The sequence below is a fragment of the Fodinicola acaciae genome, from assembly GCF_010993745.1.
In the GTDB taxonomy this organism is placed as follows: Bacteria; Actinomycetota; Actinomycetes; order Mycobacteriales; family HKI-0501; genus Fodinicola; species Fodinicola acaciae.
Map to the genome: position 1 here is coordinate 2,849,223 of NZ_WOTN01000001.1, position 24,185 is coordinate 2,873,407.

Consider the following 24,185-nt stretch of genomic DNA (forward strand, 5'->3'; position numbering starts at 1 on the left):
CTTGGCGTTGTGCAGATCTCGACTTCGCGTGCGCCGCGCGCCGACGCGGCGCGCAACGCCGAGCGGATCCTGCAGGCGGCTCGGCAGGCGTACGCGGAAGGCGGCGCGTCCGTGCGACTGGAGGAGATCGCTCGCCGCGCCGGCGTCGGGATCGCCACGCTCTATCGGCACTATCCCAGCAAGGACGCGCTGATCACGGCGGTGTTCTCCTGGCTCTACCAGCAGGACGTCGAGCCGGTCGTGCGGCGCGCGCTGGTCGACGAGGATCCGTGGCGCGCGCTGGTGAGCGTGCTGGAGGCCGGCCTGTCGCTGGCCGAGAACGACGTCTACATGTTCACGGCGGCCAAGGAGTCCGGCGCCGTGCTGCACGCGATCGCCAACGAATACTTTGGCCAGATCGCGACACTGCTCGAGCGAGCGCAGCGAGCCGGGGTCGTACGCGACGACCTGACCAGCCAGGACCTGCCACATCTGGTGTTCATGCTGGTCAGTCCGATCCGGCTGGGTCCGGAGGCGGCCTGCTCCTGGCGGCGTTATCTGGCGTTGCTGCTTGATGCCATCCGGCCGGCGGCGGCCACTCCGCTGCCGGTCGACGCACCGGCGTTGCCACCTCCGTTTGCCAGAGGCTGTTAACCGACCAGCCGGAGCGTACGGTCGGCGACACCGACGTTCACGGTCTGCCCCCACGACAACCGCAGCGCGTCGTTTTCCAGGCCATCGCCGAAAACCACCAGCCGGTCCGACTCCACCGTCACCGTCACCGCGCCGATGCCTTCGACCAGGCTCGTCGCGGTCGCCGGTGACGGCCACGCCTCGCGTACGAACCACGACAGGGCCGGATCTTCCGGGCCTGGCAAGACGATCGCGCTGTGCCGCTCCAGCCAGGCCGACCGGCACCAGCCAGTCGCTCCGGTGCCGGTGCCGACCAGGATTCCGGACGACGCCTGGCGTTCGGTGCGTCCGTCGGCCGTACGAATGGTGTAGCGCGCGGTTTGGTGCGTCGGCTGTCCAATGTAGACTTCGTTGAGCGCGACCAGTTTCTGCGTGTCGTCGGCGACCGCCTGCACCATCGTACGATCCTCGACATTTTTGCTGCCACCAAGAAGCTTTGCGGTGTCGTTTGGGTCGTGGCGTACGAGGACACCGGGGTTGCGCTGGCGGTCGGCGTTGATGCCAATAACCGGCTGACCGTCGAGATATTTGGCCACATTGGCGACCAGGCCGTCCTGACCGACCACCACGACGACATCGTCCGGCGCGAACAGGAATCGCGGCAGATCCTCGCGTTCCACCGCGCCGCGCCGCCAGTCGGCCGGGATCGCCGCCAACACCGTCGCCAGCGCTTTTCGCTGCAGCAGATGGCGATCCTCCACCTCGGTCAGGTCACGTCCGCGCGTGGACAGGAAAAACGCGGCCTGGCCGCGCGTACCGTGTCGCGCCAGCAGCTCGTCCAGCTCGGTGCGGCGGTGGACCACCACCACTCGCGGCGCCAGCGTCATTGTCGCGCCAGCTTCGCGAGCAGGCCGCTGACCAGCTCCGGTGTGACCACGATGGTGCCGATCTCCGGCAGGTTGCCGGCCACGTCTTTGGCGACCAACGCAAGCAAAGTCGCCTGCGGAACGTCGCGATACGCGGCCAGTCGCGCGGTTTCCGCGGCCGCCTCGGCGTCCCCCATCGCGCGCCGGCTGTTCGCTCGCGCGTTGGCGAGCCGGATTTCGCGCTCCGCCTGGGCTTCGGTCTCGATCTGGTTCGCCGCGGCCGCCTCGACCGCCTGCCTCCGCGCGTTGGCACCGCGCTGCACGACCAGCTCCTGCTCGCGGCGAGCCAGCTCGATCTGGTTGGCCAGCTCGTTTTCGGCGATCGCGCGCTCGCGCTCGACCGCGACGGCACGCCGTTCGTACGTCGCACGGTCGGCCTCCTGCTGGACCTGCTCGCGCGCCGGCGTCTGCAGCGCACGCTCCACATCGGACTCCGGCCGGATCGCCACGACGCGTACGCCGATCACGGTGAGACCGATCTCGGCGAGCCGCCGGTTTCCCGACAGTCCGGTCGACATCGCCTCGCGTACCGACGCCGGACCGTCGACCAGAGCGTCGGCGAGGGACGTACGCACGAGCAGCTCCACCGCGTACTGCTGCGCGGTTTCGGTCAGCAGACCGGCAATCTGCTCCAGCGGCGATCCGCGCCAACGTCCATTGTCGGGATCGATGCTGAAATCCAGCCGGCCGTCCGCTTTCGCCGGGTCGACGATCCGGAAGGTGACCGTCGCCTGCACGGTCACGTCCTGGAAGTCGGCCGTACGCGCGTGGAACAGCAGCGGCAGCTCGCGGTCGTCGACCGGCACCTCGCTGAGCACCGCCGACAGCGGACGAAACCAGAAGGACGCGCCGATGCCTTCGCGTACGACCCTGCCGCGACGTACGTGCCGGACGTGCAACGTCGGCGTGCCGCGCAGGTGCCGAAGACCGGGAAGTTTCTTGATATCTGCCATGACCCTCTCCTTATCGTCACTCTGACGATAATCGGTCGAGTCGCTTATCGTCAACGTGACGAGAACGACTGGTAGGCTGGTCACATGGAGCCGGCGAGGATGGCGGTCACGGTCGACCTGGTGGTGCTGACCGTGCGAGACGGCCTGTTCAGCGTGTTGACCGTACGCCGCGGCGTGCCGCCGTATCGGGGCCGCTGGGCCCTCCCCGGCGGTTTCGTGGAACTCGACGAGGACCTGCCGGACGCGGCGGCGCGCGAGCTGGCCGAGGAGACGCGGCTGGCCGCCGTACATCTGGAGCAGCTGGGCACGTACGGCCGGCCGGACCGCGATCCACGGATGCGCGTCGTCACGGTCGCATATCTGGCACTCGCGGCCGACCTGCCGCAGCCGACCGCCGGCAGCGACGCCGCCGACGCACGCTGGGCCTCGGTCGATGATTTGCTTGCCACGCCGAAGAAACTCGCCTTCGACCACCACCACATCCTGTCCGACGGTGTCGAACGCGCTCGGTCCAAGCTGGAATACACGCCGCTCGCGACCGTTTTCTGCCCGCCCGAGTTCACCGTCGCCGAGCTGCGCGCGGTCTACGAGGCAGTGTGGGGTGTCGCACTCGATCCCCGTAACTTCCACCGGAAAGTCACCGGCACTCCGGGTTTTCTGGAGTCCACCGGCGAAACGACCACGCGTCTCGGCGGTCGGCCGGCGCAGCTCTTCCGGCGCGGCGCCGCCGACCTGCTGCATCCGCCGATGCTGCGCTGACAGCGGCAAGATCCGGGACACAGTCAGGGATGTCCCGGATGCCGGCGGCGCTCGCCGCCAGCACACTTGCCGGATGCCGCCTCAGCACTGGAAACTTCTCGCCGGCCTGGCGTGTGTCGCGGTCGCCGGAGTCGCCGGCTGGCTGCTCCAGGATGTCGTGCCACCTGTCGACCTGTGGATCGCGACGCGACTCTACGACCCGTCGCCGGCGATCTATCCGGCGATCGGCGGACTCGGCACGTTGGTGGCACTCGGTCTGGTGTTGCTCCTGCTCGCCGTCGTGTGGCGACGGCACGGACTGCGGCCTGGCGCACTGCTCCGATACGCCGCGCTTTTGGCTTGCTGTCTGGCAACCGCACTGCTGCAGGTCGTCTTCCAGCGACCCGGGCCGCCGCAACACGAGCCAGACTGGACGTATCCGAGCGGCCACGTCGTCGTCATCACCGCGCTGGCCGTCACCGCCGTCGCCATCGCGTCGTCCGTTTCCGTACGCTGGGCCGGCATCGCGACCGCCGTCGGCGTGATCGCCATCCTCCTCGTGTCGGTCAGCCGGGTCGTCGTCGCGCAGCACTGGCTCGTCGATGTCGTGGCCGCGGCGCTTGCGACGGTCGGCGTCGGCGTGGTGGCGGCCACCGTCATGCGCCTGCCGGCGAAAGCCTGATATCGTTCGTACAGACGTACGATCGGATGGATGGATGGCCGGTGGACTGCACGTTTTCCGAGTTCTCGTACGGCTATGCCGCGATCCGTGAGGCCGAGACCGACCTGGCGGCGTTGCATGAGCCGATCACGCTCGTCGCGGATGAGCAGTGCGTCGACTATGTGCTTTTGCTGCAGTTCAGGCGGGTCGACTACGTGAGCCGCCGGCATCCGGCGTCGCCGACCTGGAAGCACGTCGGCCGGCGGCACTATCGGTTTGCCGTCGACACCGGCAGCGCACATCACCGCGCATTGCTTGAGCTGGCCGCGAAACTGCCGCGCGGCGAGGTTTACTACAGCGCGCCGCTTTTCCACACCGACCGCGAGTTCGACTATTTCTACAGCCACGACCAGGTGCTGGCGCATTCCAGCCTGGTGCGGCCGAGCGAGTTTGGTGTCGGCGACGGCATCCACCACCATGTCACCGATCAAACCGGCACGCGTACGACCTGGGACGAGATCGTGCGGCGACACGGCGAGGTCGCCGGCGAGCGGATCACCGTACGGGAGCTCGCCGACCTGATGGAAGCGAGCGTCGACACGATGGGCCGTGGCCGCACACTGGACGAGTCGCTGCCAACCGGCATCGCGCAACGGTTGCAGCGACTCGCCGCACTGCTCGACTGCGGCCTGGTCCTGTTTGTCAGCTCTCCAGTGCCGCATCCAGTGTGATCGTCGTACCGCTGAGCGCCTTGCTCACCGGACAGGTCTTCTCCGCGGTTTCCGCCAGCTCGGCGAACCTCGCCGCGTCCACGCCGGACACCTTGGCCCGCAGCGTGATCGCGATGCCGCTGATCTGGAATCCACCACCACTGTCCGGACCGAGCGTGACCTCGGCGCTCACGTCGATCGAGTCGGCGGTCAGATTGTTGGCGCCGAGCACGCCGGACAGGTTCATCGCCAGGCACGACGAGTGCGCGGCCGCGATCAGCTCCTCTGGGCTGGTCTGACCGTCCGGGTTTCCGGCGCGAGTCGGGAAGGAAACGTCGAACTGGCCGGCGTTGGACGAGTCGAGGGTCACGTGTCCCTTGCCGTCCTGCAGTCCGCCTTGCCAGTGGGTCGTGGCGTCACGACTTGGCATGCTGTCCTCCTAAGGTCGATTCGGTGAGCGCGCGCAAGGTCTCGATCAGGTCGGCCGCCCGCTCGTCGTCCAGGCCGACGGCGCACTGGATTTTCGGTGGAATGGCGCGGGCTTTCTTCCGCAGCGCGTCGCCTTCCGCGGTGAGCGCGATCGTCACGCTGCGCTCGTCGCCGGCGGCTCGCTGGCGGGTGACCAAGCCCTGTTGTTCGAGCCGCTTCAGCAGCGGCGAGACCGTACCGTAGTCGAGCCGCAACGCCTCCGCGATCCGCTTGACCGGCAACGGGTTTTCCTGCCACAGCACCAGCAAGGCCAGATATTGCGGATAGGTCAGCCCCAGCTCGGCCAACAGCGACCGATAGACATCGGTCACCGCTCGGGACGCCGCGTACAACGCGAAACAGAGCTGCCTGTCCAGCTCCAACGCCTGATCGGCCTTCGACCTTGTCACGATCGAAACCATAGCACGCGATTAGATTGCGTGCAATGTAGTTGCGCTGGAGTGATCGGAGTGGGCGAGGTGGTCGTGACATTCTGTTGGGTTTGGGGTCTCATGATTGTTGCGTCAAGGAGGTGGTTGGTTTTTCGCCCGCGCGGCGGGCGACCTCAAGGGAGGGGGCGCGTGGACGCCAATCGGTGTGCATGAGGGTGCGGGCGGCGGTTTCGTGCGGGGCTGGGTATTCCAGGCTTGCTCGGTCACGCGCGGGAAGCAACCCGTCGGCCTGGACGCCAAACGATCTTGCTGTAGCGCTACATGTCCGCCTTGACGGTTTGTGTTTTGGTAGTAGGGCCTTCTTACGTGCGTCTGACGCACGCATGGGGGCCTTGCGAACATTGAGCGGCTGCCAAGGTGTTACTGGTGTGACTGTCGTGGCTGACAATGCGGGTGAGGCGGCCTGACTGCGTAATACTTGCCTAACAAGACATCAAAACGGACATCTGTTGCGAGCCAAGGAGTCACGACAGCCTTGTCTGTCTCAACAGTCACACTAGGCGGCGTGAACCTCCAGTTCGGAGAGTTGCATCCGGTATGTGCCGTGGTTGTCCGGCGACAAAGATGTACCGCGCACTCGTACATATCGAGCCGTCACCGGAGAAAAGGCGAAAACCTGCGGCTGTGCGTCCGGCGCCGGATATCCGGTCTTCGAGACCACCTGCGTCCACGCGGAGTTGTCGGTCGAGGTCTCGATGACAAAATCGGAAGGGAAGCAGGCGCCGGTGTTGTCGCCGTCGGTACGCGCGTAGAGCACGACGTCCTTGATGCTGCTGGCCGCACCGAGATCGACGGAGATCCACTCGATGTGGTTGGCGGTCAGGTTGCTGTTGGACGACCATCCCATCGGGGTGCCGAGGGCCGACAACCACGAGCCGTCGGTGGCCGCGACCGCGCCCCAGCCTTCGGCAGCCGACTCGTACGAGCTGGAGGTCTGCACCGGCCGGCCGGCGGCGAGGTTTGCGCCGTAGGCGGCGATCTCGGCGAGCTGGAAATGGTACGCGCCGAACTGGTCGGCGGTGAGTTTCGTTGCTGTCACCCGCAAATACCGGGCCTGCTTGGTTGCGAAGGCAGACGACTGCGGTCCGGCAGCCGGCCGCGGCACCGCCGTACGGGTGGCGACCGTGGTCCAGCTCAAGCCGTCGGTGGACAGCGCGATCGTATAGTCCGCTGGAAAACCGCTGCCGGTGTTGGCGCCGTCCGAACGCGGATAGAGGTCGACACGTCCGACCGGATATGACTGTCCAAAGTCGACGGTGATCGACTGCGTGGTGTTGGCGTCGGTGAAACCGGCGCTCGACCAGCCGAGACCGCCGGTCACCGAGGCGGTCTGGCCGTTGACCGCGGCGGTCGGAGACCAGCCGTCTGCCGTGTACGACGACGTCACGGTCACCGCTTTGCCTTCGGCGTAATCGATCTCCGGGTTCACCGAAAATCCGGAGAACTTCGCCGCCGCGCCGCCGGTCACCAGCGCGATGTTTCCGGCACTGTAATAGGAATCGGTCACCGTGAGGATCGGCGTGGCAGCAAGCCCGGCACAGATCGTCAGCGTCGAGCCGCGTGCCACCACCTTCAGCCGGGTCGGCGCAGCGGCGGAGAATCCCGGCACCTGCGCGCCGCCGAGACGATCGCCGCAGCGATAGACGAAGACCTCGCCGTTTCGCCGCAAGGCGACCAAATATCCGGTATCCATATCGGACGCGTTGCAGCTGCGGACCATCAGGCCGGCCCAGTTGGTGTCTCCGCCGGCGGAGTTCACCGCCGTGATCTGCACGTCCACAGTCGCCGCGAAATCACCATACGCACGCGCTTTCAACGCCGACGTGTAACCCCATTGTGCTGCCGAGTCGGTCTGACTGTACGCACCGCCGGAGACCGACCAGGTGCCGCTGACGTGAGTCCAGTTGCGCTCGTCCGGGAATCCGTCCACCACCGGAAAACGCGCGTCGGTCGCCGGCGAGACGGATGCCTCCAACACATGCCGGTGGGCCGCGACGACATCCTCGCCATTGTGCGTGTAATGCGTGGAGTCGGTGATCAGCCGGTTGGCGATCGCCCGCGCTGTCAACGGTTTCGCGGCGGCCAGCAAGGTCAGCAGCTCATAGTCCTCGATGCCGTCCAACTGGGCCTCACTGCGTACGCTGTCATAGACGTCCAGCGCCGACACATTTGGCCGCACCAGCCACGCATCGCCGCTCTGGCCGCCGTTGAAGGTGTCCGCCGCCGTCCAGCCCGCGGCCACCGAGCCGTTCACCCAGTAGTTCCAACCCCAGTGCAGATAACCGCCGGCACCGACTTTCCACAGCAGCCAGGGAATCAGCCGTGTCTTGTTCAGGTGATACGGGATGAAGCGGTTCATGTAGTCGCCCTGCGGGATGATGCAGGTGTAGAACCACAGGTCCTTTCCGGCGATGTGGCGAAACTTCTGGTACGCGGCGATGTTGTTCTGATAGACCTCGGTCGTCGGCGTCACGGTCTGCAGCACCTGGTTGAGCGCCGGCATGAAATGGTTGTGCGCCTCGTTGGTGAGCGGGTTCGGAAAATACTGCGCGTACTTGGCGTAGAGCCATTTCGCCGCGGTGGCTTTCGCGTCGGTGTCCGGCTCGTCCAACGCGCTGAAGTAGAAGACGTCGGTCCACCCCTTGGAGTCCAGGTGGCTGCGCAATGCCGGGAAGACCTTGTCCAGGTAGGCGTTGGCCTCCGTTCCGTTCGGTGTCACCAAAACCTTCTCGACCCTGTTGGTCGTGCCGGCCCGCCGCAGGATCTCGACCTGCGGGCCGGCGCCTTCCAGCAACGTCGGCGTGTAGATGTAGGACATCGCGCCGGCACTGACGAAAAGGTTGACGAAGCGGTCGAACGTCGTCCAGTCAAAGGAAAAGTTGCCGTTGGCGTCGACCGTCGTGTCCGGGATCAGCAGCGCCTGGAAATCCGCGTAGATCACGTTGTTGCGGTGGCGCGCGTGGTTCTTGGCGAAGTTCGCCATCACCGTCCACCATCGGTCGTCGAACATCTGGCAGTCGTACTGCAGAGGCACGGCCTCGATCGTGCCGGTGTAGTCCCAGCCGGCCGAGGTGAACCAGTTGTTCATCTTCAGCTTGCCTTTGTCCGCGGCCGGAAGCGCCACGTCGAAAACCCGCACCGAGATCGGTACGGCGACGTTGCCGCTGCCGGAGGCGACGGTCACCGTGCCGGAATAACGGCCGGCGGGCTGGCCGGCAGGCACGCGTACGCCGAGGTGGTACGGCTGCGTCGTGTTCGCCGCCACGGTCGCCGCGGCGGCGTCCATCAGCGAGTCGTAATAGGTCGACGCGGATCCGCCAGGCGGCGCCTGTGTGTCGCCGCCGACGCCACCGACATCGCCGTGCGCGTACTGTCGCCGGATCTGGATCTGGCTCGCCGGAATCGTCGCGCCGGCCGGCCCGGTCAACGCGCTCGCGGACAATGTCACGTTGGAGATCGCCGAGCCGCCGGCGCGAATCATGATCTGCGCGGCCTCGTGCTCCCCTTTCGCCGCGTCGAGCGCGATCGCCTGGCCACTTTCGGCCGGCGAGGCCGGAAAAATCCGGTCGGCCGCGCCATGCACCCACACCGCCGGAGCCGCCGCGGCGCCGAATGCGGATTCCGGCATCGCGATGGGAATCGCTCCGGCGACCGCGGCCGCACGCAGCAGCGTACGACGAGTGACCGGTTGACCGGCGATGATCGAGAAACTCGAATCGGCAGACATGGCCGACATAGTGACCGCGACTGCCGGTGACCACAAGGTCACGACCGCAACTGGACCAGATCCGCCGACAATTCGCCTACGCCCGGGTTTCGTTCGCCGACCTCAGGCTTTCGGTGCGTAAGCCGAGAGACCGAAAAGGTCGAACAGTTGTTGCTGCCGTCCGTCGCGGTCGGTGAGTACGCGCCGGGTACGCGGCCGGCCACCGGTCGACGGATAACGCAGCAGCGTCTCCTGAATTCCGGACAACTGCTCCAGAAGCTCGCGTACGGACAGGTCGAGGCCGGCACGGTCGGCCTCCCTGCGCATCACGTGCGCGACGGTCGCGGCGATGACATTCGTCAATGAGAACACGGCGATCCGATGGTCGGTCCAATACCATCTCGCCGCCGGGGGCCCGGTCACGAACGGCTCGTTCAGCTGCCGGAAGGTGGAATCGAGGTGATAGCGCGCACGATAAGCTGTCACCACGTCGGCCACCGGCCAGTCGTCGTGATCGGTGACGAGCAGCTGTTTGCCAAAGATCTCTTGGTCGAGCCGCGCTCGAGCGGCCTCGTCGATCCGCCATTCCAGCCGCATGTCAGCGGAAATCCGGGTGGTGAGTACGCGATCCACCCGCGGCACCCTGGTGATTCTGGCCAGCTCGGTCAGCAACTCGTCGCGCGACTGCCGGTACGTGCCGGCCGCCAGGCCGGCCGCCAACCCGTCGAGTTGACGGGTCGCCGTGCTCAGCGCCTGCGCGAGACCGCGTGCCTGCGCGGCGTGCAGGTTGGTGGAATGCGTGAGAATCACCCGCCGGTTCACGCCGAAAACCGCGGCACGCGTGTCAAGCGCCGTGACACCGGGAAAACGTCGTGCGTCGACCGCACGGCGCGCCGTTGCCGGTCGCGACAACAGTTCGGGGAAGTCGGCCGGCGGCAGCGCGCCGACGAAATGTGGACCGGTCGACAGGTTGAGCTGCGAATGCTGGCCGGTGTCGAAGACCAATGTCACGTCGCGGCCGGCCAGCCGCCGGTGCCGAGCCGAGAGTTGCTCAGCCATCGCGCCAAAAGACGCCACGACCGGCACGTCACGGCGATACGCGCGAGAAACCAACGGAATGGCACCGTCACCGGTGACGACCAGGCCGAGGCCGACGAGAGTCGTCGCACGCGTGCCAATCGCCATCGCCTCGGCCGACGCCACGAAAGTCGCAAAACCCGGCACATCGACCGCGAGCGCCGCTCCGCCACCGGCGATTTTCCGTACGACGGCGGCAAGTTCGGCTTCGATGCGCTCCATCTCCGGCACCGACAGCTTGTCGAGCCGGCGCCACAGCCGAGGTGCCGTCCAACCGCCGGCCGGCGGTTTGGGCCGTACGAACCGCGCCGCCGCCGTTGTCGGCCACCAGTCGGCGATTTCCATTGTGGCGCCGGTCAGCCGGTGCAGCACCGCGACCGCGAGGCAGGCACCGATCGGCAGCTGTCCACCGCGGCCGCCGGCCACCTCGTCCGCGATCCGCGCCACGCTCAGCCTTTCCAGCGTCGACCACACGGCGGCGACATCGCCGAACGCGAGGTGCCGCGAGTGCTCCGGCGCGCCGGCAGCACCAGCGACCGCGGCCGCGATGTCGTCGGCGCTGCCGAGATAGCGCTGCGACACGATCCGCGGCCGGCCGTCCACTCTTGCCGACTCGGCGAGGTAGTAGTACGTCCGGCCGTTCACCTTCTTGCCGATCACCGATGCCACACTTTAGGTAATACCGCTGGACGGCCGTCCCGGCAACTCCGATAAAGGCGGCGACCTGCGCGTACGGTCCCGCGGCCGGTTTACGCAGGACCGAAGCACAATCACGGTCTGGAGTGTGACACGACTGGCGACCTAGCGTTCGCCACATGGCTTCAGTTTCGGATCCGACCGCGTCGGCGATGCGCCGCGCACTGGCACGTGCGCGCGACGGCAAGACGCTCGACATAGACGAAGCGACGGTGCTGCTGCACGCTCGAGGTGACGACCTCGACACGCTTGCCGAACACGCGTCGCGCGTACGCGACGCCGGCCTGGCCGCCGCCGGCCGAGCCGGCGTCATCACCTACAGCCAAAGCGTTTTCATCCCGCTCACCAGACTTTGCCGCGATCGCTGCGGTTACTGCACCTTCGTCACGGTGCCCGGCCAGCTGAGGAAAAACGGCGAGCAGCCCTACCTGTCACCGGACGAAGTCCTGGATATCGCGCGAAAAGGTGCGGCGCTCGGCTGCAAGGAGGCGCTTTTCACCCTTGGCGACCGTCCGGAGGACCGCTGGGACGTCGCGCGCGAATGGCTGGACGCGCACGGCTATGACGACACGCTTTCCTACGTACGCGCGATGGCGATCCGCGTGCTGGAGGAGACCGGCCTGCTGCCGCACCTCAACCCCGGCGTCCTGCACTGGCAGGATTTCCAGCGGCTGAAGCCGGTCGCGGCCTCGATGGGGATGATGCTGGAGACTACGGCGACCCGGCTGTTCAGCGAAAAAGGCGGCCCGCACTATGGCTCGCCGGACAAGGATCCGGCCGTCCGGCTGCGCGTGCTGGAGGACGCCGGCCGCACGTCCGTGCCGTTCACCACCGGCATTCTCATCGGCATCGGCGAGACACTGGCCGAGCGCGCCGACTCGCTTTTCGCCATCCGCAAGGTGTCCCGCACGTACGGTGGCATCCAGGAAATCATCGTGCAGAACTTCCGCGCCAAGCCGAAGACCAAGATGAGCTCGCGGCCGGACGCGGATCTGCGGGAGCTGGCCGCGACGATCGCGGTCGCGCGGCTGGTTCTCGGTCCGCGCATGCGAATCCAGGCGCCGCCGAACCTGATCGGCGGCGAGTACGAGCTGATGATCCGCGCCGGCATCGACGACTGGGGTGGCGTCTCGCCGGTCACGCCCGACCACGTCAATCCAGAGCGCGCGTGGCCGCAGATCGACCAGTTGCGGTCGCGCACCAGGGAATCCGGCTATGAGCTGCGCGAGCGGCTGCCGGTTTATCCGGAATACGTGCAGATCGGCGAGCCGTGGCTGGATCCGCGGATCGGCCGGCACATCGCCGCGCTCGCGGAGCCAGAGACCGGCCTCGCGCGCGAGGACGCGCTGCCGACCGGAATTCCCTGGCAGGAACCCGATGGCGGCTGGCAGGAGTCGGGGCGTACGGAGCTGCACGTCGAGGTCGACACCACCGGCCGCACCGGCGACCGGCGCAGCGACTTCGACTCCGTCTACGGCGACTGGACCGAGATCGCCGGCAAGATCAGCAAAACTCCGGCGCGGTTCGACGCGGACGTACGCGACGCGTTGCGGCACGCCGAAAAGGACCCGGCCGGCCTGTCCGACGACCAGGCTTTGGCTCTGCTCAACGCCGATGGCGCCGAGCTCGACGCGCTCACCGGCCTCGCCGACGACCTGCGCAAAGAGGTCGTCGGAGACGACGTGACCTTTGTCGTCACGCGCAACATCAACTTCACCAACGTCTGCTACACGGGCTGCCGGTTCTGCGCCTTCGCGCAGCGGCGCACCGACGCCGACGCGTACACCCTGTCGCTGTCGCAGGTCGGCGACCGCGTCGACCAGGCATGGCAGGCCGGCGCGACGGAAATCTGCATGCAGGGCGGCATCCACCCGGACCTGCCCGGCACCGCCTACTTCGACTTGGCCGCCGAGGTGAAACGCCGCCAGCCGGAGATCCACCTGCACGCCTTCAGCCCGATGGAGGTCGTCAACGGCGCCGGCCGGACCAACCTGTCCATTGAGGACTGGCTGAGCCGCGCCCACGAAGCCGGCGTCGACTCGTTGCCGGGCACCGCCGCGGAAATTCTCGACGACGACGTGCGTTGGGTGCTCACCAAGGGAAAACTCCCGACCTCCAGCTGGATCGAGGTCGTCACGACCGCGCACCGGCTCGGCATCCCGACCACCTCGACGATGATGTACGGACACGTGGACACGCCGGCGCACTGGGTCGCGCACCTGAAGCTGCTGGCCGGACTTCAGCGCGAGTCGTTGGAAAAGAACGGTCATCGCGGTTTCAGCGAGTTTGTCCTGCTGCCGTTCATCCACCAGAACGCGCCGATCTATCTGGCCGGCCTGGCGCGCGCCGGCACGACCGTACGCGAAAACCGTGCCGTGCACGCGATGGCGCGCCTGCTGCTGCACGGCACGATCGACAACATCCAGTGTTCGTGGGTGAAACTCGGTCCCGAGTCGTGCCGCGCGGTGCTGCGGGGTGGCGTCAACGATCTCGGCGGCACGCTGATGGAGGAGACCATCAGCCGGATGGCCGGCGCGGCCAACGGGTCGTACAAGACGATCAGCGAGCTCGAGGAGCTGGTCGAGCCACTCGGCCGGCCGTTGAAGCAGCGGACCACGTCCTACGGCGAGCCGAGCGTCGAGCGGATCGCGGCGGCGCGTGCGAGTGACGGTGTCGCGAACGCCGTACGCAATCCGCTGCCGATCGTCAGCTAGCCGCGGTGGCCGGGCCGGCGTCGCGCCGGCCCGGCCATTCCGACGCCAGCATCGACCAGACCTCCTCGTCGTGATGTTTTTCCGCGTAGAAATAGGACTCGCGAAGCACGCCGTCGAGCGTCATGCCGAGCCGCCGCGCGACATTGCGGCTGCGGATGTTGTCCTTACGGTTGCGCCATTCGACGCGGTTGAGGCCGCGTTCCTCGATGGCGTACGCGATCAGACGCCACGCGGCCCTGGTGATCAGGCCGTGCCCCTGACCGGCCGGCTCCAGCCAGCAGCCGATCTCGCAAACGCCGCCTTTCGCGTCGAGCGACACGAACATCACACCGCCGACCAGCACGTCGTGGAGCCAGATGCCATAGATGCCGCCACCGTCGCGGGCCTGCTGGTCGGCGTAACGCTGCAGGGTCGCGCGGGCCGTGTGCAGGTTGGTCGACCGCGAGGCCCACGGGATCCACGGGTCCACGTGCTCACGCGCGCGGTCGATATGAGCGAGAAACTCCGCCGCCTGCCACGGCTCCAACGGTGACATCCGTGCGTTATCGGTCAGATCAATGGCGAACATGCCCCGAACATACGTGTTAAGAACGACGCATGACATCGCTTGCCGAACAAACACGCTGGATGGACGCCACCGAGCAGGCCGCGCTGGTCGGTTCCGGGCAGGTCAAGCCGGCCGAGCTGGTCGAGGCGGCCATCGAGCGGATCGAGGCCATCGACCCCGCGCTCAACGCGGTCACCGTCCGCTGGTTCGACGAGGCGCGCGACACCACACCGGCAGCCGGACCTTTTCGCGGCGTACCGTTCCTGATCAAGGACCTGTTCGCGGCCTACCGCGGTCAGCCGTTGACAAACGGCAACAAAGCGTTGAAAGAGGCCGGCGTACGGTCCACTGTGGACAGCACGCTGGTGTCCCGGTTCCGGGCCGCCGGCCTGTTGACGCTCGGCCGGACGAACTCGTCGGAGTTCGGCACCCTGCCGACGACGGAGCCACTGGCCTGGGGCCCGACCCACAATCCGTGGGATCCGCGCCGCTCCCCCGGCGGGTCCAGCGGCGGTGCCGCCGCGGCGGTCGCCGCCGGCCTGGTGCCCTTCGCGCACGCCAGCGACGGCGGCGGCTCGATCCGCATTCCGGCGTCGTGTTGCGGGCTGGTCGGCCTGAAGCCCTCGCAGGGCCGGATCACCGCCGGGCCACAGCGCGACGAGAGCAACCTCGGCGTCGAGCTGTGCGTGAGCCGTACGGTCCGCGACACCGCCGCGCTGCTGGACGCGGTGCGGGGTCCCGGCGTCGGCGACACCGTCATCGCGCCGGCACCAACGCGGTCGTACCTGGACGAGGTGGGCGCCGATCCCGGCCGGTTGCGGATCGGCCTGCTGGACAATCCTTCCCTCGCGGCACCGGAAAACCTGGCCGGAGCGCGCGCGACGGCCCGGCTGCTGGAGTCGCTGGGCCACCACGTCGAGGAAAGTTTCCCGGCGGCGCTGGCCGATCCACAGTGGACGCGGCGGTTCATGGCGCTGTGGAGCACAAACAGGGGCGTCAACCTGGCGCAACTCGCCGAGCAGCTGGGCCGCGAGGCCACCCCCGACGATGTCGAGCCGGTCAACTGGGCTCTGGCCGAGCAGGCACGCCGCTACACCGCCATCGACTATGCGCAAGCGCTCGCCGCGACCGCGCTTCTCCGCCGTGCGGTGCAGCAGTGGTGGGCCGACGGCTTCGACCTGCTGCTGACCCCGACGGTCGCCGAGCCGCCGCTGCCACTCGGCACCATCGCCAACGACCCGGCCGAGCCGATGGCGCCGATGATGCGCAGCGGCCAGTTCGTACCGTTCACCCCGTCGTTCAACACAACCGGCCAGCCTGCGATCAGTTTGCCCATGCACTGGACCGAAACCGGCCTGCCGATCGGCGTACAACTGGTCGCCGCGTACGGCCGGGAGGACGTGCTTCTGCGCGTCGCCTCACAACTGGAGGCCGCGCAACCCTGGTCCGACCGCCGTCCCACCATCTGACAACCCGCGCGAAGGTGACGTTCCGGAGGCCCACCTTCGATCGGAACCCTGTCAGCGCGGCCCGGCCGTCGAGTGGGGTCGACACCGGCACGCGCTGACAGGGTCGTCTCAGCTGGCCGCGACCACTGGTGGCTCGACGGCTTTTCGCGCCAGCAAAGTGATCGCGGCGTTCACGTTGCGCAGCGTCGGCGCCGGGATGCCGAGCAGCTCAGCGATCTCGACCACGGCGCCGATGATGGCGTCGGTCTCCATCGCCTTGCCGGCCTCCAGGTCCTGCAGCATGGATGTCTTGTGGTTCCCCACTTTCTCCGCGCCGGCGATCCGCCGGTCGATGGAGACCTGCGGGTTGCTGCCGGCCGCACGCGCGATCGCGACGGTCTCGGCCATCATCCGCGCGACCAGGTCACGAGTGTGTTCGTGCGCGCAGATTTCCTTCATCGTCGCGCGGGTCAGCGCGCTCAGCGGGTTGAACGCCACGTTTCCCATCAGCTTGACCCAGATGTCGTCGCGCAGGTTGGGCTCCACCGGGCATTTCAGGCCGCCGGCCACCATCGCCTCGCTGAATGCCAGGCACCGCTGCGAGATGCTGCCATCCGGCTCACCGATGGAAAACCGGGTGCCTTCCAGGTGCCGGATCACGCCGGGCGCCTCGATTTCGGTGGAACAGTAGACAACGCAGCCGATCGCGCGCCAGACCGGGATCACCGCGCTGGTCGCGCCGCCGGGATCCACCGCGGAAATCCGGTGATTCTCCAGCCGATGTCCTTTCAGGCCGTGGAAATACCACCACGGGATGCCGTTCTGCGCCGCCACCACGGCCGTACGCGGGCCGAGCAGCGGCGCCAACAGCTTGCCGGCGGTCGCGTACGAATGTGCCTTCAGGCCGAGGAAAACGAAGTCGACCGGCCCGACCTCGTTGGGATCGGCGGTGGCGTACGGATGCGCGTGGAAGTCGCCGCGCGGACTCTTGACATACACCCCGTGGTCCTGGAGTGCGACCAGGTGTGGCCCGCGGGCGACCAGATGGACTTCGACGCCGGCGCGATGCAGGGCGGCACCGACGTACGCGCCGATCGCACCGGCGCCGAGGACTGCGACTTTCATGTCATACCCCGTTCTGCAGGGTGGCCAAAGTAAGATTGCATACGATCTACAGAATCCAGTCAAGGGTTTGGTAGGTAAATTGTCCGCGACCGTGAGGCCAATGTCTTTTGCATACGAAAACCTGTACGCTCAAGGAGCTTGGCTTTTGCGAAATACCGACACAACGTCTCGGAGAGGTGCTGCGATGACACAGCCGTCCAGCGGCTTACCCACCGCCACTCCCCGGCCAGGGGGCCGCAGCCGCCTGCTCGGGGACGGAGCGGCCGCACGCCGGGTCGAACGACCCGCTCCGCTGCGACAGGCGGTCTACGACGCGCTGATCGAGCTCATCGTCAACCAGACCCTCAAGCCGGGCCAGCACCTGGTCGAGCTGGAGCTGGCCGAATATCTCGGCGTCAGCCGCCAGCCGGTACGCGAGGCGCTGCAGCGGCTGCAGACCGAGGGATGGGTCGACCTGCGGCCGGCGCAGGGTGCGTTCGTGCACACCCCGACCGACGAGGAGGCCGACCAGCTGCTGAGCGTACGGTCCGTTCTGGAGACGCATTCGGCTCAGCTCGCGGCGTCACATGCGACGCCGGACGACGTGAAACAGTTGTGGGAGCTGCAGCAGGTCGGCCTCGACGCGCTCGCCGCCGCGGACACCGAGGGTCTGGTGGCCGCGAACGCCAACCTGCATGCCTTCATCACCAGCCTTTCCGGTAACAAGGTGCTGGCCGAGATGATCGCCACCGTCGACCGGCGCGTCCGCTGGTACTACACGCCGATCGCCCGTCCCCGTGGCAAGGATGCCTGGACCGAACACGCTGACCTGATCAAGGCCATCGCGGCCGGCGACGCCGAGTCGGCGAGCAGGATCATGCACCAGCACGCCGAGCGTACGCGGCAGGCTTACCACGAGGAGCGGGCTCAAACGCATTAGGCCGGGTCGTCGACGACCTCTCTGCTGACCGGCTTCGGATCGGCGGTCACCAACACCTTGTGCGGACTTTTACGGCCGGGCTGGCGCAGGAACAGCGCCAGTACGCCGGCGACGATGCCGATCGAACCGGCCATCACGAACGCGCCCGGATAACCCCAGGCGCCGACGACCACGGCTCCCATGCCGGAGCCGAACAAGCCGCTGATCACCTTTCCGCTGTAGACCATGCCGTAGTTGCTGGCATTGTTGTTCTCCCCGAAATAGTCGGCGGTCATGGCCGCGAACAGCGGGAAGATCGCGCCGCCGCCGAAGCCGGAGATCATCGAGAAGATCAGGAAGAACACCAGGTTGTGCGCCATGCCGGCCCACAGCAACAAAAACTGCGCCGAGCCGAGTACGACACAGACGAACACCAGTGTCTGTCTGCGGCCGTATCGGTCGGAGATCCAGCCGATCACGCCTCGGCCGGTGCCGTTGACGATCGCCTTCAGGCTCGCGCCGGTGGCCGCGATGGCCGCCGCGAAGCCCATTTCCTTGCCGAACGGCACCTGGAACGCGATGCCGAAGATGTTGATGCCGGAGGTCATCAGCAGGCACAGCCACATCAGCGGCAGCACCGGCTGCCGGATCGCCTCACGCGGGGTGAACTGCTTGACCGCCGGCGGGTTTTTCAGCAGTGACCGGGTGGCCCGCGGATCGGCCTGCAGCTTCAGCGGGTCGACGTGCGCCGGCCACCAGTTTTTCGGCGGGTCCTTGAAGAAAAAGCCGCTGATGCCGACGGCGGCGAGGACGTACAGACCCACCAGGTCCAGGATGACGGTGTAGTTGCTCACGTCCATGGCCGAGGTGAAGAGATAGACGAACGGCACCGAGCCGTACGCGAACGCACCGTTGACGAAACCGGTCTTGCCGCCGCGCCGTTCCGGATACCACTTGCCGACCATGTTCACGCAGGTCGCGTAGACCAGGCCGGCTCCGATGCCGCCGAACATGCCGAAGCCGATGTACGCGAAGATGACGTGCGGTGCGTGGGAGAGCGCGAGATAGCCGAAAAACGCGAAAAGCGCGCCGAGCAGCATCGCGTTGCGCGCCGACAGCTTGCCGCTTTCCCGCAGCCGGCCGGCCGGATACGCGGTTGCCGCCTGAAAGAAGACCCACACACCAAGCATCCAGAAAATGTGGATCGAGGCCCAGCCGTGTGACTTGTGCAGGGTTTCCTCGGCTGCTCCGAAGGCGTACTCGGAAATGCTGATGCCGAGCATGCCCAGCCAGGGCAGCCACACCATCAGCCACCGCGGCCGCCGCATGATGTCGTGAGGTGTCTCACCGATGCGATACACCCGGCCGTTTTGGTCGGTAACCTCTCGGAAACCGCCTGTCGCTACGCTCATGTTGTCTCATTTCGCCTTGCTACGCCCCACCGGTTGCCGCCGGCGGAGCTCGGTGCCCCGGTTGCCGCCGCGAGCACCAGTTGGTCGGGGAGTCGTCGCCGAGGACGGTTGGCTGCCGTCCCCGGCGAAGGCGGGTAGAAATCCTTGCCAGTTCTAGTCGGATCCGGCCAACCGGCTGGTGTGCCCGGAAACCGCGGCCTCCGACGCCGCTGCCGGTGGCGTGGTGAGATCCTCGATGATCCCGCGCTTTCGTCCCGGCTGCCGCAGGAACAGCGTCAGCACCGCGGCGACGATCGCGATTCCGCCGGCCAGCAGATAGGCGCCGGTGTAACCCCAGGCGACGATCACGCCGGCCGCGATGCCGCCGCCGCCGATGCCGCCGAAGAGTTTGGCACTGTAAACTAGGCCATAGTTTGTGGCGTTGTTGTTTTCGCCAAAGTAATCTGGCACCAGAGCGGCAAACAGCGGATAGAACGCACCGCTGCCGAAGCCGGTCACGAAGGCGAAGAACATGAACAGCCACAGGTTGTGAATCGAGCCGGCCCACAGCACGCCGAACTGTGCGGCCGCCGCGATCAGCAGGACCAGCGTGAGGGTCTGCTTACGGCCCAACCGGTCGGACAACCAGCCGACCAGAGCCCGGCCGGTGCCGTTCACGATCGACAGGATGCCTGCCGACGAGGCGACCACGAACGGACCGAAACCACTGACTTTCGCAAACGGCACCTCGAAGTTGATGCCAAACAATGACACCCCGCCGATGATGACCAGGCACAGCCACATCAGCGGCAGCATGCCGGTGCGGATCGCCTGCATCGGCGAGAACTGCCGCACCGCCGGCGGGTTTTTCGCCAGGCTCCTGTTCTTTCCGTGGTCGCTGGCCCACGCCAGCGGGTCGACCTCGCTCGGCCACCAGTTCTTCGGCGGATCCTTGAAGAAAAATCCGCAGACCACCACGGCGACCAGCATGTAGAGCCCGACCAGGTTGAGCACGATCGAGAAGTCACCCGGGTTGAACACGTAGCTGAAGATGTAGATGAACGGCACCGCGCCGTAGGCGAAGCCACCGTTCACGAATCCGGTACGCGCACCGCGTTTTTCCGGGAACCACTTGCCGACCATGTTGATGCAGGTCGCGTAGACCAGACCGGCACCGATGCCGCCGAGCACCGAATAGCCGAGAAAGGCCAGGACCAGGTTGCTGCTGTTGGCGATGGTGAAATAGCCGATGCCGCTGCACACCGCGCCGGCCAGCATCGCGGTGCGGGCCGAGATGACGTTCTTCTCCCGCAGGCGGCCGGCTGGAAAGGCCACCGCCGCCTGGAAAACGGCCCAGATGCTGGCGAGCCAGAAGGTGTCGCCGAGGGTCCAACCGTACGATTTCTCCAGCGTCTGCTCTGCGGCTCCCCAACCGTACTCGAAGACGCTGACGGCCATCATCGCGAGCCAGGGCAGCCACACCATCCAACCGCGTGACCGGCCCATGATGTCCCTGGGGCTCTCGCCGACTCGATAGACGCGGCCGTTGTGATCGGTGATTTCCTGGAAAGTTGCTGCCGCACTGCTCATATGCGCCCTTTCTCTCCGGTGTTTGGGACTGTTCTTCGAATGCCTCCTCTCTCCCCGGATCGTGGCCGCGTTTACAGCAGCCCGGCGGCGCGTGCCCAACGATACTTGGCACCCAGGACTGCCACTGGCTTTTCGGTGGTGTACGGGTAGGCGACGACACCGTGCTGGTACAGGTAGTCGCTGGCCTCCTCCACCTCCACGTCACCGGACAGCGACGCCACCACCGGCTTGTGGATCCCCTTGGCGCGGAACTCCTCGACCACCTCGGCGACCAGCTTCGCGAACACCATCGGCGGCGTCACGATCGTGTGCCAATAACCGAGAATGAGCGAGTGGATACGCTCGTCCTCCAAACCGAGAGCGATGGTGCTGCGATACGTGGACGGCGGCTCACCACCGGTGATGTCCACCGGGTTTCCGGCCGCGCCGAACGGCGGAATGAACGCGCGGAAAGCCTTGTCCAGGTCGTCGGGGATCTGCATGAGCCGCAGGTCGTTGTCCACACAGGCATCCGAAAGCAGCACACCCGAGCCGCCGGCGCCGGTGATGATGACGACGTTCTCACCTTTGGGCGCCGGCAGAAGCGGAATGCCGCGCGCGTATTCGAGCATGTCGTTCAGGCCGGGAGCGCGGATCACGCCGCTCTGCCGCAGAATGTCGTCGTAAACCTTGTCGTTTCCGGCCAGCGCGCCGGTGTGCGAGCTCGCCGCCTTGGCGCCCTGCGCCGTACGACCGGCTTTCAGCACCACGACTGGCTTTTTCTTCGAGACGCGCTGCGCGGTCTCGGCGAACGATCGGCCGTCCTTCAGATCCTCCAAGTGCATCGCGATCAGGCCGGTGTTGTCGTCGGCCTCGAAGAAGGTGAGCAGGTCGTCCTCGTCGATGTCGGCTTTGTTGCCGACGCCGACGATCGAGGAGACCCCCATCCGCGCCGACCGGCTGAAGCCGAGGATGGCCATGCCGATTCCGCCGCTTTGCGAGGAAAGCGCCACCTGGCCCTTCACGTCGTACGGCGTGCAGAACGTCGCGCAGAGATTCTCCGGCGTGTAGTAATAGCCGTAGATGTTCGGGCCGAGGATGCGTACGCCATGCTTGCGCGCGACCGCGACGACCTCGTCCTGCAGCTCCTGGTTGCCGGTTTCCCCGAATCCGGACGGGATCAGGATCGCGCCGGCGACACCTTTGGCACCGACCTCCTCCAACGCCGACGGCACGAACTGCGCCGGAATGGCGAAGATCGCCACGTCCACCTCGCCCGGCACGTCGGAGATCGTCCGGAACGCCTTGCGGTCGAGGACTTCGCTGGCCTTGGGGTTGATCGGATGGATCTCGCCCTGATAGCCGCCGTTGATCAGGTTTTTCATCACCGAGTTGCCGATTTTGCCAGCCTCGTTGGACGCGCCGATGACCGCGACGGAGGCCGGGTGCATGATCCGGTTCATCGACGCCAGGATCTGCTCCTGGGTGAACCGCTCCGGCTCCTTCGCCGCGGCCGGGTCGACCAGGATCCGTACGTCCACGGCGGTCGCGCCACTCGGAGTGGCCAGCACCGGGTTGAGGTCCACTTCGGACAGTTGCGGAAAGTCGGTCACCAGCTGCGAAACCCGCTCGATGACGGTCGCCAGCGCGGCCTTGTCGACCGGTTGCGCGCCGCGTACGCCGCCCAGGATCTGCGCGGCCTTGATGCCATCGATCATCGAAAGCGCCTCGTCGCTGGACGTCGGCGCGAGCCGGAAGGTGACGTCCTTGAGCACCTCGACCAGGACGCCGCCGAGACCGAACGCGACGATCTTGCCGAAGGTTTTGTCAGTGGTGGCACCGACGATGACCTCTTGTACGTCGGGCCCGGTGGTCAGCTGCTGCTGCACCTGTACGCCGACGATGTGCGCGTCGGCGTTGTACGCCTTGGCGTTGGCGATGATCGTCCGATAGCCCTCGGCCACCTGCTCCGCACTTGACCGGCCGACCAGCACACCGCCGGCCTCGGTCTTGTGCAGGATGTCCGGCGACACGATCTTCAGTACGACCGGAAAGCCGATGCCGGCGGCCAGCGCCACCGCCTCGTTTTCCGACGTGGCAAGGCCTTCCGACGGTGTGGGGATGCCGTATGCGTCGCAGACCTTCTTGCCTTCGACCGCGGTGAGCGAGTCACGTCCCTCGGCCGCCGCCGCGTCGAGCACCGCCTGCACGGCTGCTTTGTCAGACACTGAGAATTCTCCTCGTTGAGCGATCAGATGACACCGGCGGCGCGGAGCTCGGTGAGTTTGTCGGCGCTGTAGCCCAGAGCGCCAAGCACCTCGTCGTTGTGCTCGCCGAGCAACGGCGAACGCTCGACCTCGACCGGAGAGTCGGAGAGTTTCAGCGGGCTGCCAACGGTCTTGAAGGTGCCGCGTTCTGGATGCTCCACCTCCACCACGGTGCCGAGGCCGGCCAGCGTGGCGTCCTCGATCAGCTCGCTGGTGGACAGGATCGGACCGCACGGGATGTCATGCGCGTTGAGCTTTTCCATGACCTCCCACTTGGTGTGCCGCTCGGTCCACTCCTCCACCAGCGCGAACACCTTGTCCAGCTTGGAAAGCCGTGCCTCCGGCGTGGCCCACTGCGGGTCATCGACCAGGTCCGGGCGGCCGATCAGCTCGGCCAGCGGCTTCCAGCCGGGCGGCTGGATGATGACGTAGATGTAGTCGTTTGGCCCGCCCGGCGCGCATTTCACCGCCCAGCCCGGCTGGCCGCCGCCGGACGCGTTGCCCGAGCGCGGCACCTCGGTGCCGGTGTTGGGCGTCGGATACTCGTTGAGCGGACCGGCCATGATCCGTTGCTGGTCACGCAGTTTCACCCGGCACAGGTTCAGGACGGCGTCCTGCATCGCCACCTGTACGCGCTGGCCGCGGCCGGTGTTCGTCCGCTGGTAGAGCGCCGCGAGAATCGCGGCGACCAGGTGGATGCCGGTGCCGGAGTCGCCGATCTGCGCGCCGGTCGCGGTCGGCGGGCCGTCGGCGAAACCGGTCGTGCTCATCGAGCCACCCATCGCCTGCGCGATCACCTCGTACGCCTTGAAATTGGCGTAGCGGCCGGGGCCGAAACCCTTGATCGAGGCATAGATCAGCCGCGGGTTGATCTCCCGCAGCCGCTCCCAGCTGAAGCCGAACCGGTCGACCACGCCGGGCCCGAAGTTTTCCACCAGGATGTCGGAACTCTTCACCAGGTCGACGAAGACGTCCTTGCCCTGGTCGCTTTTCATGTTGAGCGTGATGCTGCGCTTGTTGCAGTTGAGCATGGTGAAATACAGGCTGTCCACGCCGGGTTTGTCGCGCAGCTGCTGGCGGGTGATGTCACCGCGGCCCGGCGCCTCCAGCTTGACCACGTCGGCGCCCAGCCAGGCGAGCAGCTGGGTGGAGGACGGTCCACTTTGGACATGCGTCATGTCCAGGACGCGTACGCCTTCGAGCGCTTTACCCATGTTGGCCCTCCGA

The 24,185-nt window shown here is 66.8% G+C and carries 19 protein-coding genes; 7 read left to right on the top strand and 12 right to left on the bottom strand.

Translation table 11 applies throughout. From position 1 onward, the window contains the following. Positions 1-9: 9 nt before the first annotated feature. Entirely contained in the window at positions 10-633 is a 624-nt protein-coding gene (locus GNX95_RS13390; protein ID WP_163507406.1) for a TetR/AcrR family transcriptional regulator, read from the top strand. Here GNX95_RS13390 and GNX95_RS13395 read toward each other — a convergent pair. Together GNX95_RS13395 and GNX95_RS13400 are read right to left on the bottom strand one after the other, a co-directional pair. Further along, entirely contained in the window at positions 630-1,499 is an 870-nt protein-coding gene (locus tag GNX95_RS13395) for an NAD(+)/NADH kinase (RefSeq protein ID WP_163507407.1), read from the bottom strand. The two genes, GNX95_RS13390 and GNX95_RS13395, sit on opposite strands and share 4 nt — an antisense overlap. After that, positions 1,496-2,491 (bottom strand): SPFH domain-containing protein, encoded by a 996-nt coding sequence (locus tag GNX95_RS13400; protein WP_163507408.1) that lies wholly within the window; start codon positions 2,489-2,491, stop codon positions 1,496-1,498. The genes GNX95_RS13395 and GNX95_RS13400 overlap by 4 nt, the downstream gene beginning before the upstream one ends. A gap of 84 nt (positions 2,492-2,575) precedes the next feature. On the opposite strand from GNX95_RS13400, the gene GNX95_RS13405 reads away from it, so the two are divergent. The 3 genes from GNX95_RS13405 (at position 2,576) to GNX95_RS13415 (ending at position 4,621) form a co-directional block, all read left to right on the top strand. Beyond that, complete coding sequence (locus GNX95_RS13405) at positions 2,576-3,250, top strand: NUDIX hydrolase (protein ID WP_222853554.1); 675 nt, start codon at positions 2,576-2,578, stop codon at positions 3,248-3,250. A gap of 73 nt (positions 3,251-3,323) precedes the next feature. After that, positions 3,324-3,911, top strand: a complete 588-nt coding sequence (locus GNX95_RS13410; RefSeq protein WP_163507409.1) for a phosphatase PAP2 family protein — start codon at positions 3,324-3,326, stop codon at positions 3,909-3,911. 26 nt (positions 3,912-3,937) lie between these two features. Next, on the top strand, positions 3,938-4,621 hold the full coding sequence (locus tag GNX95_RS13415; protein WP_163507410.1) for a hypothetical protein: 684 nt from the start codon (positions 3,938-3,940) through the stop codon (positions 4,619-4,621). On the opposite strand, the gene GNX95_RS13420 is transcribed toward GNX95_RS13415, so the two are convergent. From GNX95_RS13420 to GNX95_RS13435, 4 genes are all read right to left on the bottom strand, one after another. Then, positions 4,593-5,030 carry an OsmC family peroxiredoxin gene (locus GNX95_RS13420; RefSeq protein WP_163507411.1) on the bottom strand — a complete coding sequence of 146 codons (438 nt, stop codon included), beginning with the start codon at positions 5,028-5,030 and terminating at the stop codon, positions 4,593-4,595. The two genes, GNX95_RS13415 and GNX95_RS13420, sit on opposite strands and share 29 nt — an antisense overlap. Then, positions 5,017-5,478, bottom strand: a complete 462-nt coding sequence (locus GNX95_RS13425; protein WP_246281590.1) for a MarR family winged helix-turn-helix transcriptional regulator — start codon at positions 5,476-5,478, stop codon at positions 5,017-5,019. Before GNX95_RS13425 ends, GNX95_RS13420 begins: the two co-directional genes overlap by 14 nt. Before the next feature lie 538 nt (positions 5,479-6,016). Further along, positions 6,017-9,247, bottom strand: coding sequence for a discoidin domain-containing protein (locus tag GNX95_RS13430; protein ID WP_163507413.1), 3,231 nt, complete (start codon positions 9,245-9,247; stop codon positions 6,017-6,019). A 102-nt stretch (positions 9,248-9,349) separates the two neighbouring features. Continuing rightward, positions 9,350-10,972, bottom strand: a complete 1,623-nt coding sequence (locus GNX95_RS13435) for an IS1634 family transposase (RefSeq protein ID WP_187369628.1) — start codon at positions 10,970-10,972, stop codon at positions 9,350-9,352. A gap of 146 nt (positions 10,973-11,118) precedes the next feature. Here GNX95_RS13435 and GNX95_RS13440 point away from each other — a divergent pair, with 146 nt between their 5' ends. Then, positions 11,119-13,713 (top strand): bifunctional FO biosynthesis protein CofGH, encoded by a 2,595-nt coding sequence (locus GNX95_RS13440; RefSeq protein ID WP_163507414.1) that lies wholly within the window; start codon positions 11,119-11,121, stop codon positions 13,711-13,713. On the opposite strand, the gene GNX95_RS13445 is transcribed toward GNX95_RS13440, so the two are convergent. Then, positions 13,706-14,281 (bottom strand): GNAT family N-acetyltransferase, encoded by a 576-nt coding sequence (locus GNX95_RS13445; protein ID WP_163507415.1) that lies wholly within the window; start codon positions 14,279-14,281, stop codon positions 13,706-13,708. The genes GNX95_RS13440 and GNX95_RS13445 overlap by 8 nt on opposite strands. 29 nt (positions 14,282-14,310) lie before the next feature. Between GNX95_RS13445 and GNX95_RS13450 the strand changes: the two genes are divergently transcribed. Then, a complete protein-coding gene (locus GNX95_RS13450) occupies positions 14,311-15,729 on the top strand; it encodes an amidase (protein ID WP_163507416.1) in 1,419 nt (472 codons plus the stop codon). A gap of 108 nt (positions 15,730-15,837) precedes the next feature. Here the strand turns inward: GNX95_RS13450 and GNX95_RS13455 are convergent, their stop codons facing one another. Then, positions 15,838-16,833: a 2-dehydropantoate 2-reductase gene (locus tag GNX95_RS13455; RefSeq protein ID WP_163507417.1), complete on the bottom strand. Its 996-nt coding sequence runs from the start codon at positions 16,831-16,833 to the stop codon at positions 15,838-15,840. Between the two features lie 184 nt (positions 16,834-17,017). On the opposite strand from GNX95_RS13455, the gene GNX95_RS13460 reads away from it, so the two are divergent. Further along, entirely contained in the window at positions 17,018-17,752 is a 735-nt protein-coding gene (locus GNX95_RS13460) for a GntR family transcriptional regulator (RefSeq protein WP_163507418.1), read from the top strand. Here GNX95_RS13460 and GNX95_RS13465 read toward each other — a convergent pair. The 4 genes from GNX95_RS13465 to frc all read right to left on the bottom strand — a co-directional run bounded on the left by GNX95_RS13465 (position 17,749) and on the right by frc (position 24,172). After that, positions 17,749-19,143 carry an OFA family MFS transporter gene (locus GNX95_RS13465; protein WP_163507419.1) on the bottom strand — a complete coding sequence of 465 codons (1,395 nt, stop codon included), beginning with the start codon at positions 19,141-19,143 and terminating at the stop codon, positions 17,749-17,751. The genes GNX95_RS13460 and GNX95_RS13465 overlap by 4 nt on opposite strands. A gap of 153 nt (positions 19,144-19,296) precedes the next feature. Continuing rightward, entirely contained in the window at positions 19,297-20,712 is a 1,416-nt protein-coding gene (locus GNX95_RS13470; RefSeq protein WP_163507420.1) for an OFA family MFS transporter, read from the bottom strand. Positions 20,713-20,783: 71 nt separating this feature from the next. Beyond that, positions 20,784-22,919, bottom strand: coding sequence for an acetate--CoA ligase family protein (locus GNX95_RS13475; RefSeq protein ID WP_163507421.1), 2,136 nt, complete (start codon positions 22,917-22,919; stop codon positions 20,784-20,786). A gap of 23 nt (positions 22,920-22,942) precedes the next feature. Continuing rightward, positions 22,943-24,172 (bottom strand): formyl-CoA transferase, encoded by a 1,230-nt coding sequence (gene frc, locus GNX95_RS13480; protein ID WP_163507422.1) that lies wholly within the window; start codon positions 24,170-24,172, stop codon positions 22,943-22,945. Positions 24,173-24,185: the final 13 nt, after the last annotated feature.

Excerpts from the sequence above, each read along its gene's own strand:
- GNX95_RS13400 (WP_163507408.1), bottom strand. The coding sequence starts at position 2,491 with ATGGCAGATATCAAGAAACTTCCCGGTCTTCGGCACCTGCGCGGCACG.
- GNX95_RS13450 (WP_163507416.1), top strand. The coding sequence starts at position 14,311 with ATGACATCGCTTGCCGAACAAACACGCTGGATGGACGCCACCGAGCAG.
- GNX95_RS13470 (WP_163507420.1), bottom strand. The coding sequence starts at position 20,712 with ATGAGCAGTGCGGCAGCAACTTTCCAGGAAATCACCGATCACAACGGC.
- GNX95_RS13395 (WP_163507407.1), bottom strand. The coding sequence starts at position 1,499 with ATGACGCTGGCGCCGCGAGTGGTGGTGGTCCACCGCCGCACCGAGCTG.
- GNX95_RS13420 (WP_163507411.1), bottom strand. The coding sequence starts at position 5,030 with ATGCCAAGTCGTGACGCCACGACCCACTGGCAAGGCGGACTGCAGGAC.
- GNX95_RS13465 (WP_163507419.1), bottom strand. The coding sequence starts at position 19,143 with ATGAGCGTAGCGACAGGCGGTTTCCGAGAGGTTACCGACCAAAACGGC.
- GNX95_RS13405 (WP_222853554.1), top strand. The coding sequence starts at position 2,576 with ATGGAGCCGGCGAGGATGGCGGTCACGGTCGACCTGGTGGTGCTGACC.
- GNX95_RS13445 (WP_163507415.1), bottom strand. The coding sequence starts at position 14,281 with ATGTTCGCCATTGATCTGACCGATAACGCACGGATGTCACCGTTGGAG.
- GNX95_RS13430 (WP_163507413.1), bottom strand. The coding sequence starts at position 9,247 with ATGTCTGCCGATTCGAGTTTCTCGATCATCGCCGGTCAACCGGTCACT.
- GNX95_RS13415 (WP_163507410.1), top strand. The coding sequence starts at position 3,938 with ATGGATGGATGGCCGGTGGACTGCACGTTTTCCGAGTTCTCGTACGGC.
- frc (WP_163507422.1), bottom strand. The coding sequence starts at position 24,172 with ATGGGTAAAGCGCTCGAAGGCGTACGCGTCCTGGACATGACGCATGTC.
- GNX95_RS13460 (WP_163507418.1), top strand. The coding sequence starts at position 17,018 with ATGACACAGCCGTCCAGCGGCTTACCCACCGCCACTCCCCGGCCAGGG.
- GNX95_RS13440 (WP_163507414.1), top strand. The coding sequence starts at position 11,119 with ATGGCTTCAGTTTCGGATCCGACCGCGTCGGCGATGCGCCGCGCACTG.
- GNX95_RS13455 (WP_163507417.1), bottom strand. The coding sequence starts at position 16,833 with ATGAAAGTCGCAGTCCTCGGCGCCGGTGCGATCGGCGCGTACGTCGGT.
- GNX95_RS13410 (WP_163507409.1), top strand. The coding sequence starts at position 3,324 with ATGCCGCCTCAGCACTGGAAACTTCTCGCCGGCCTGGCGTGTGTCGCG.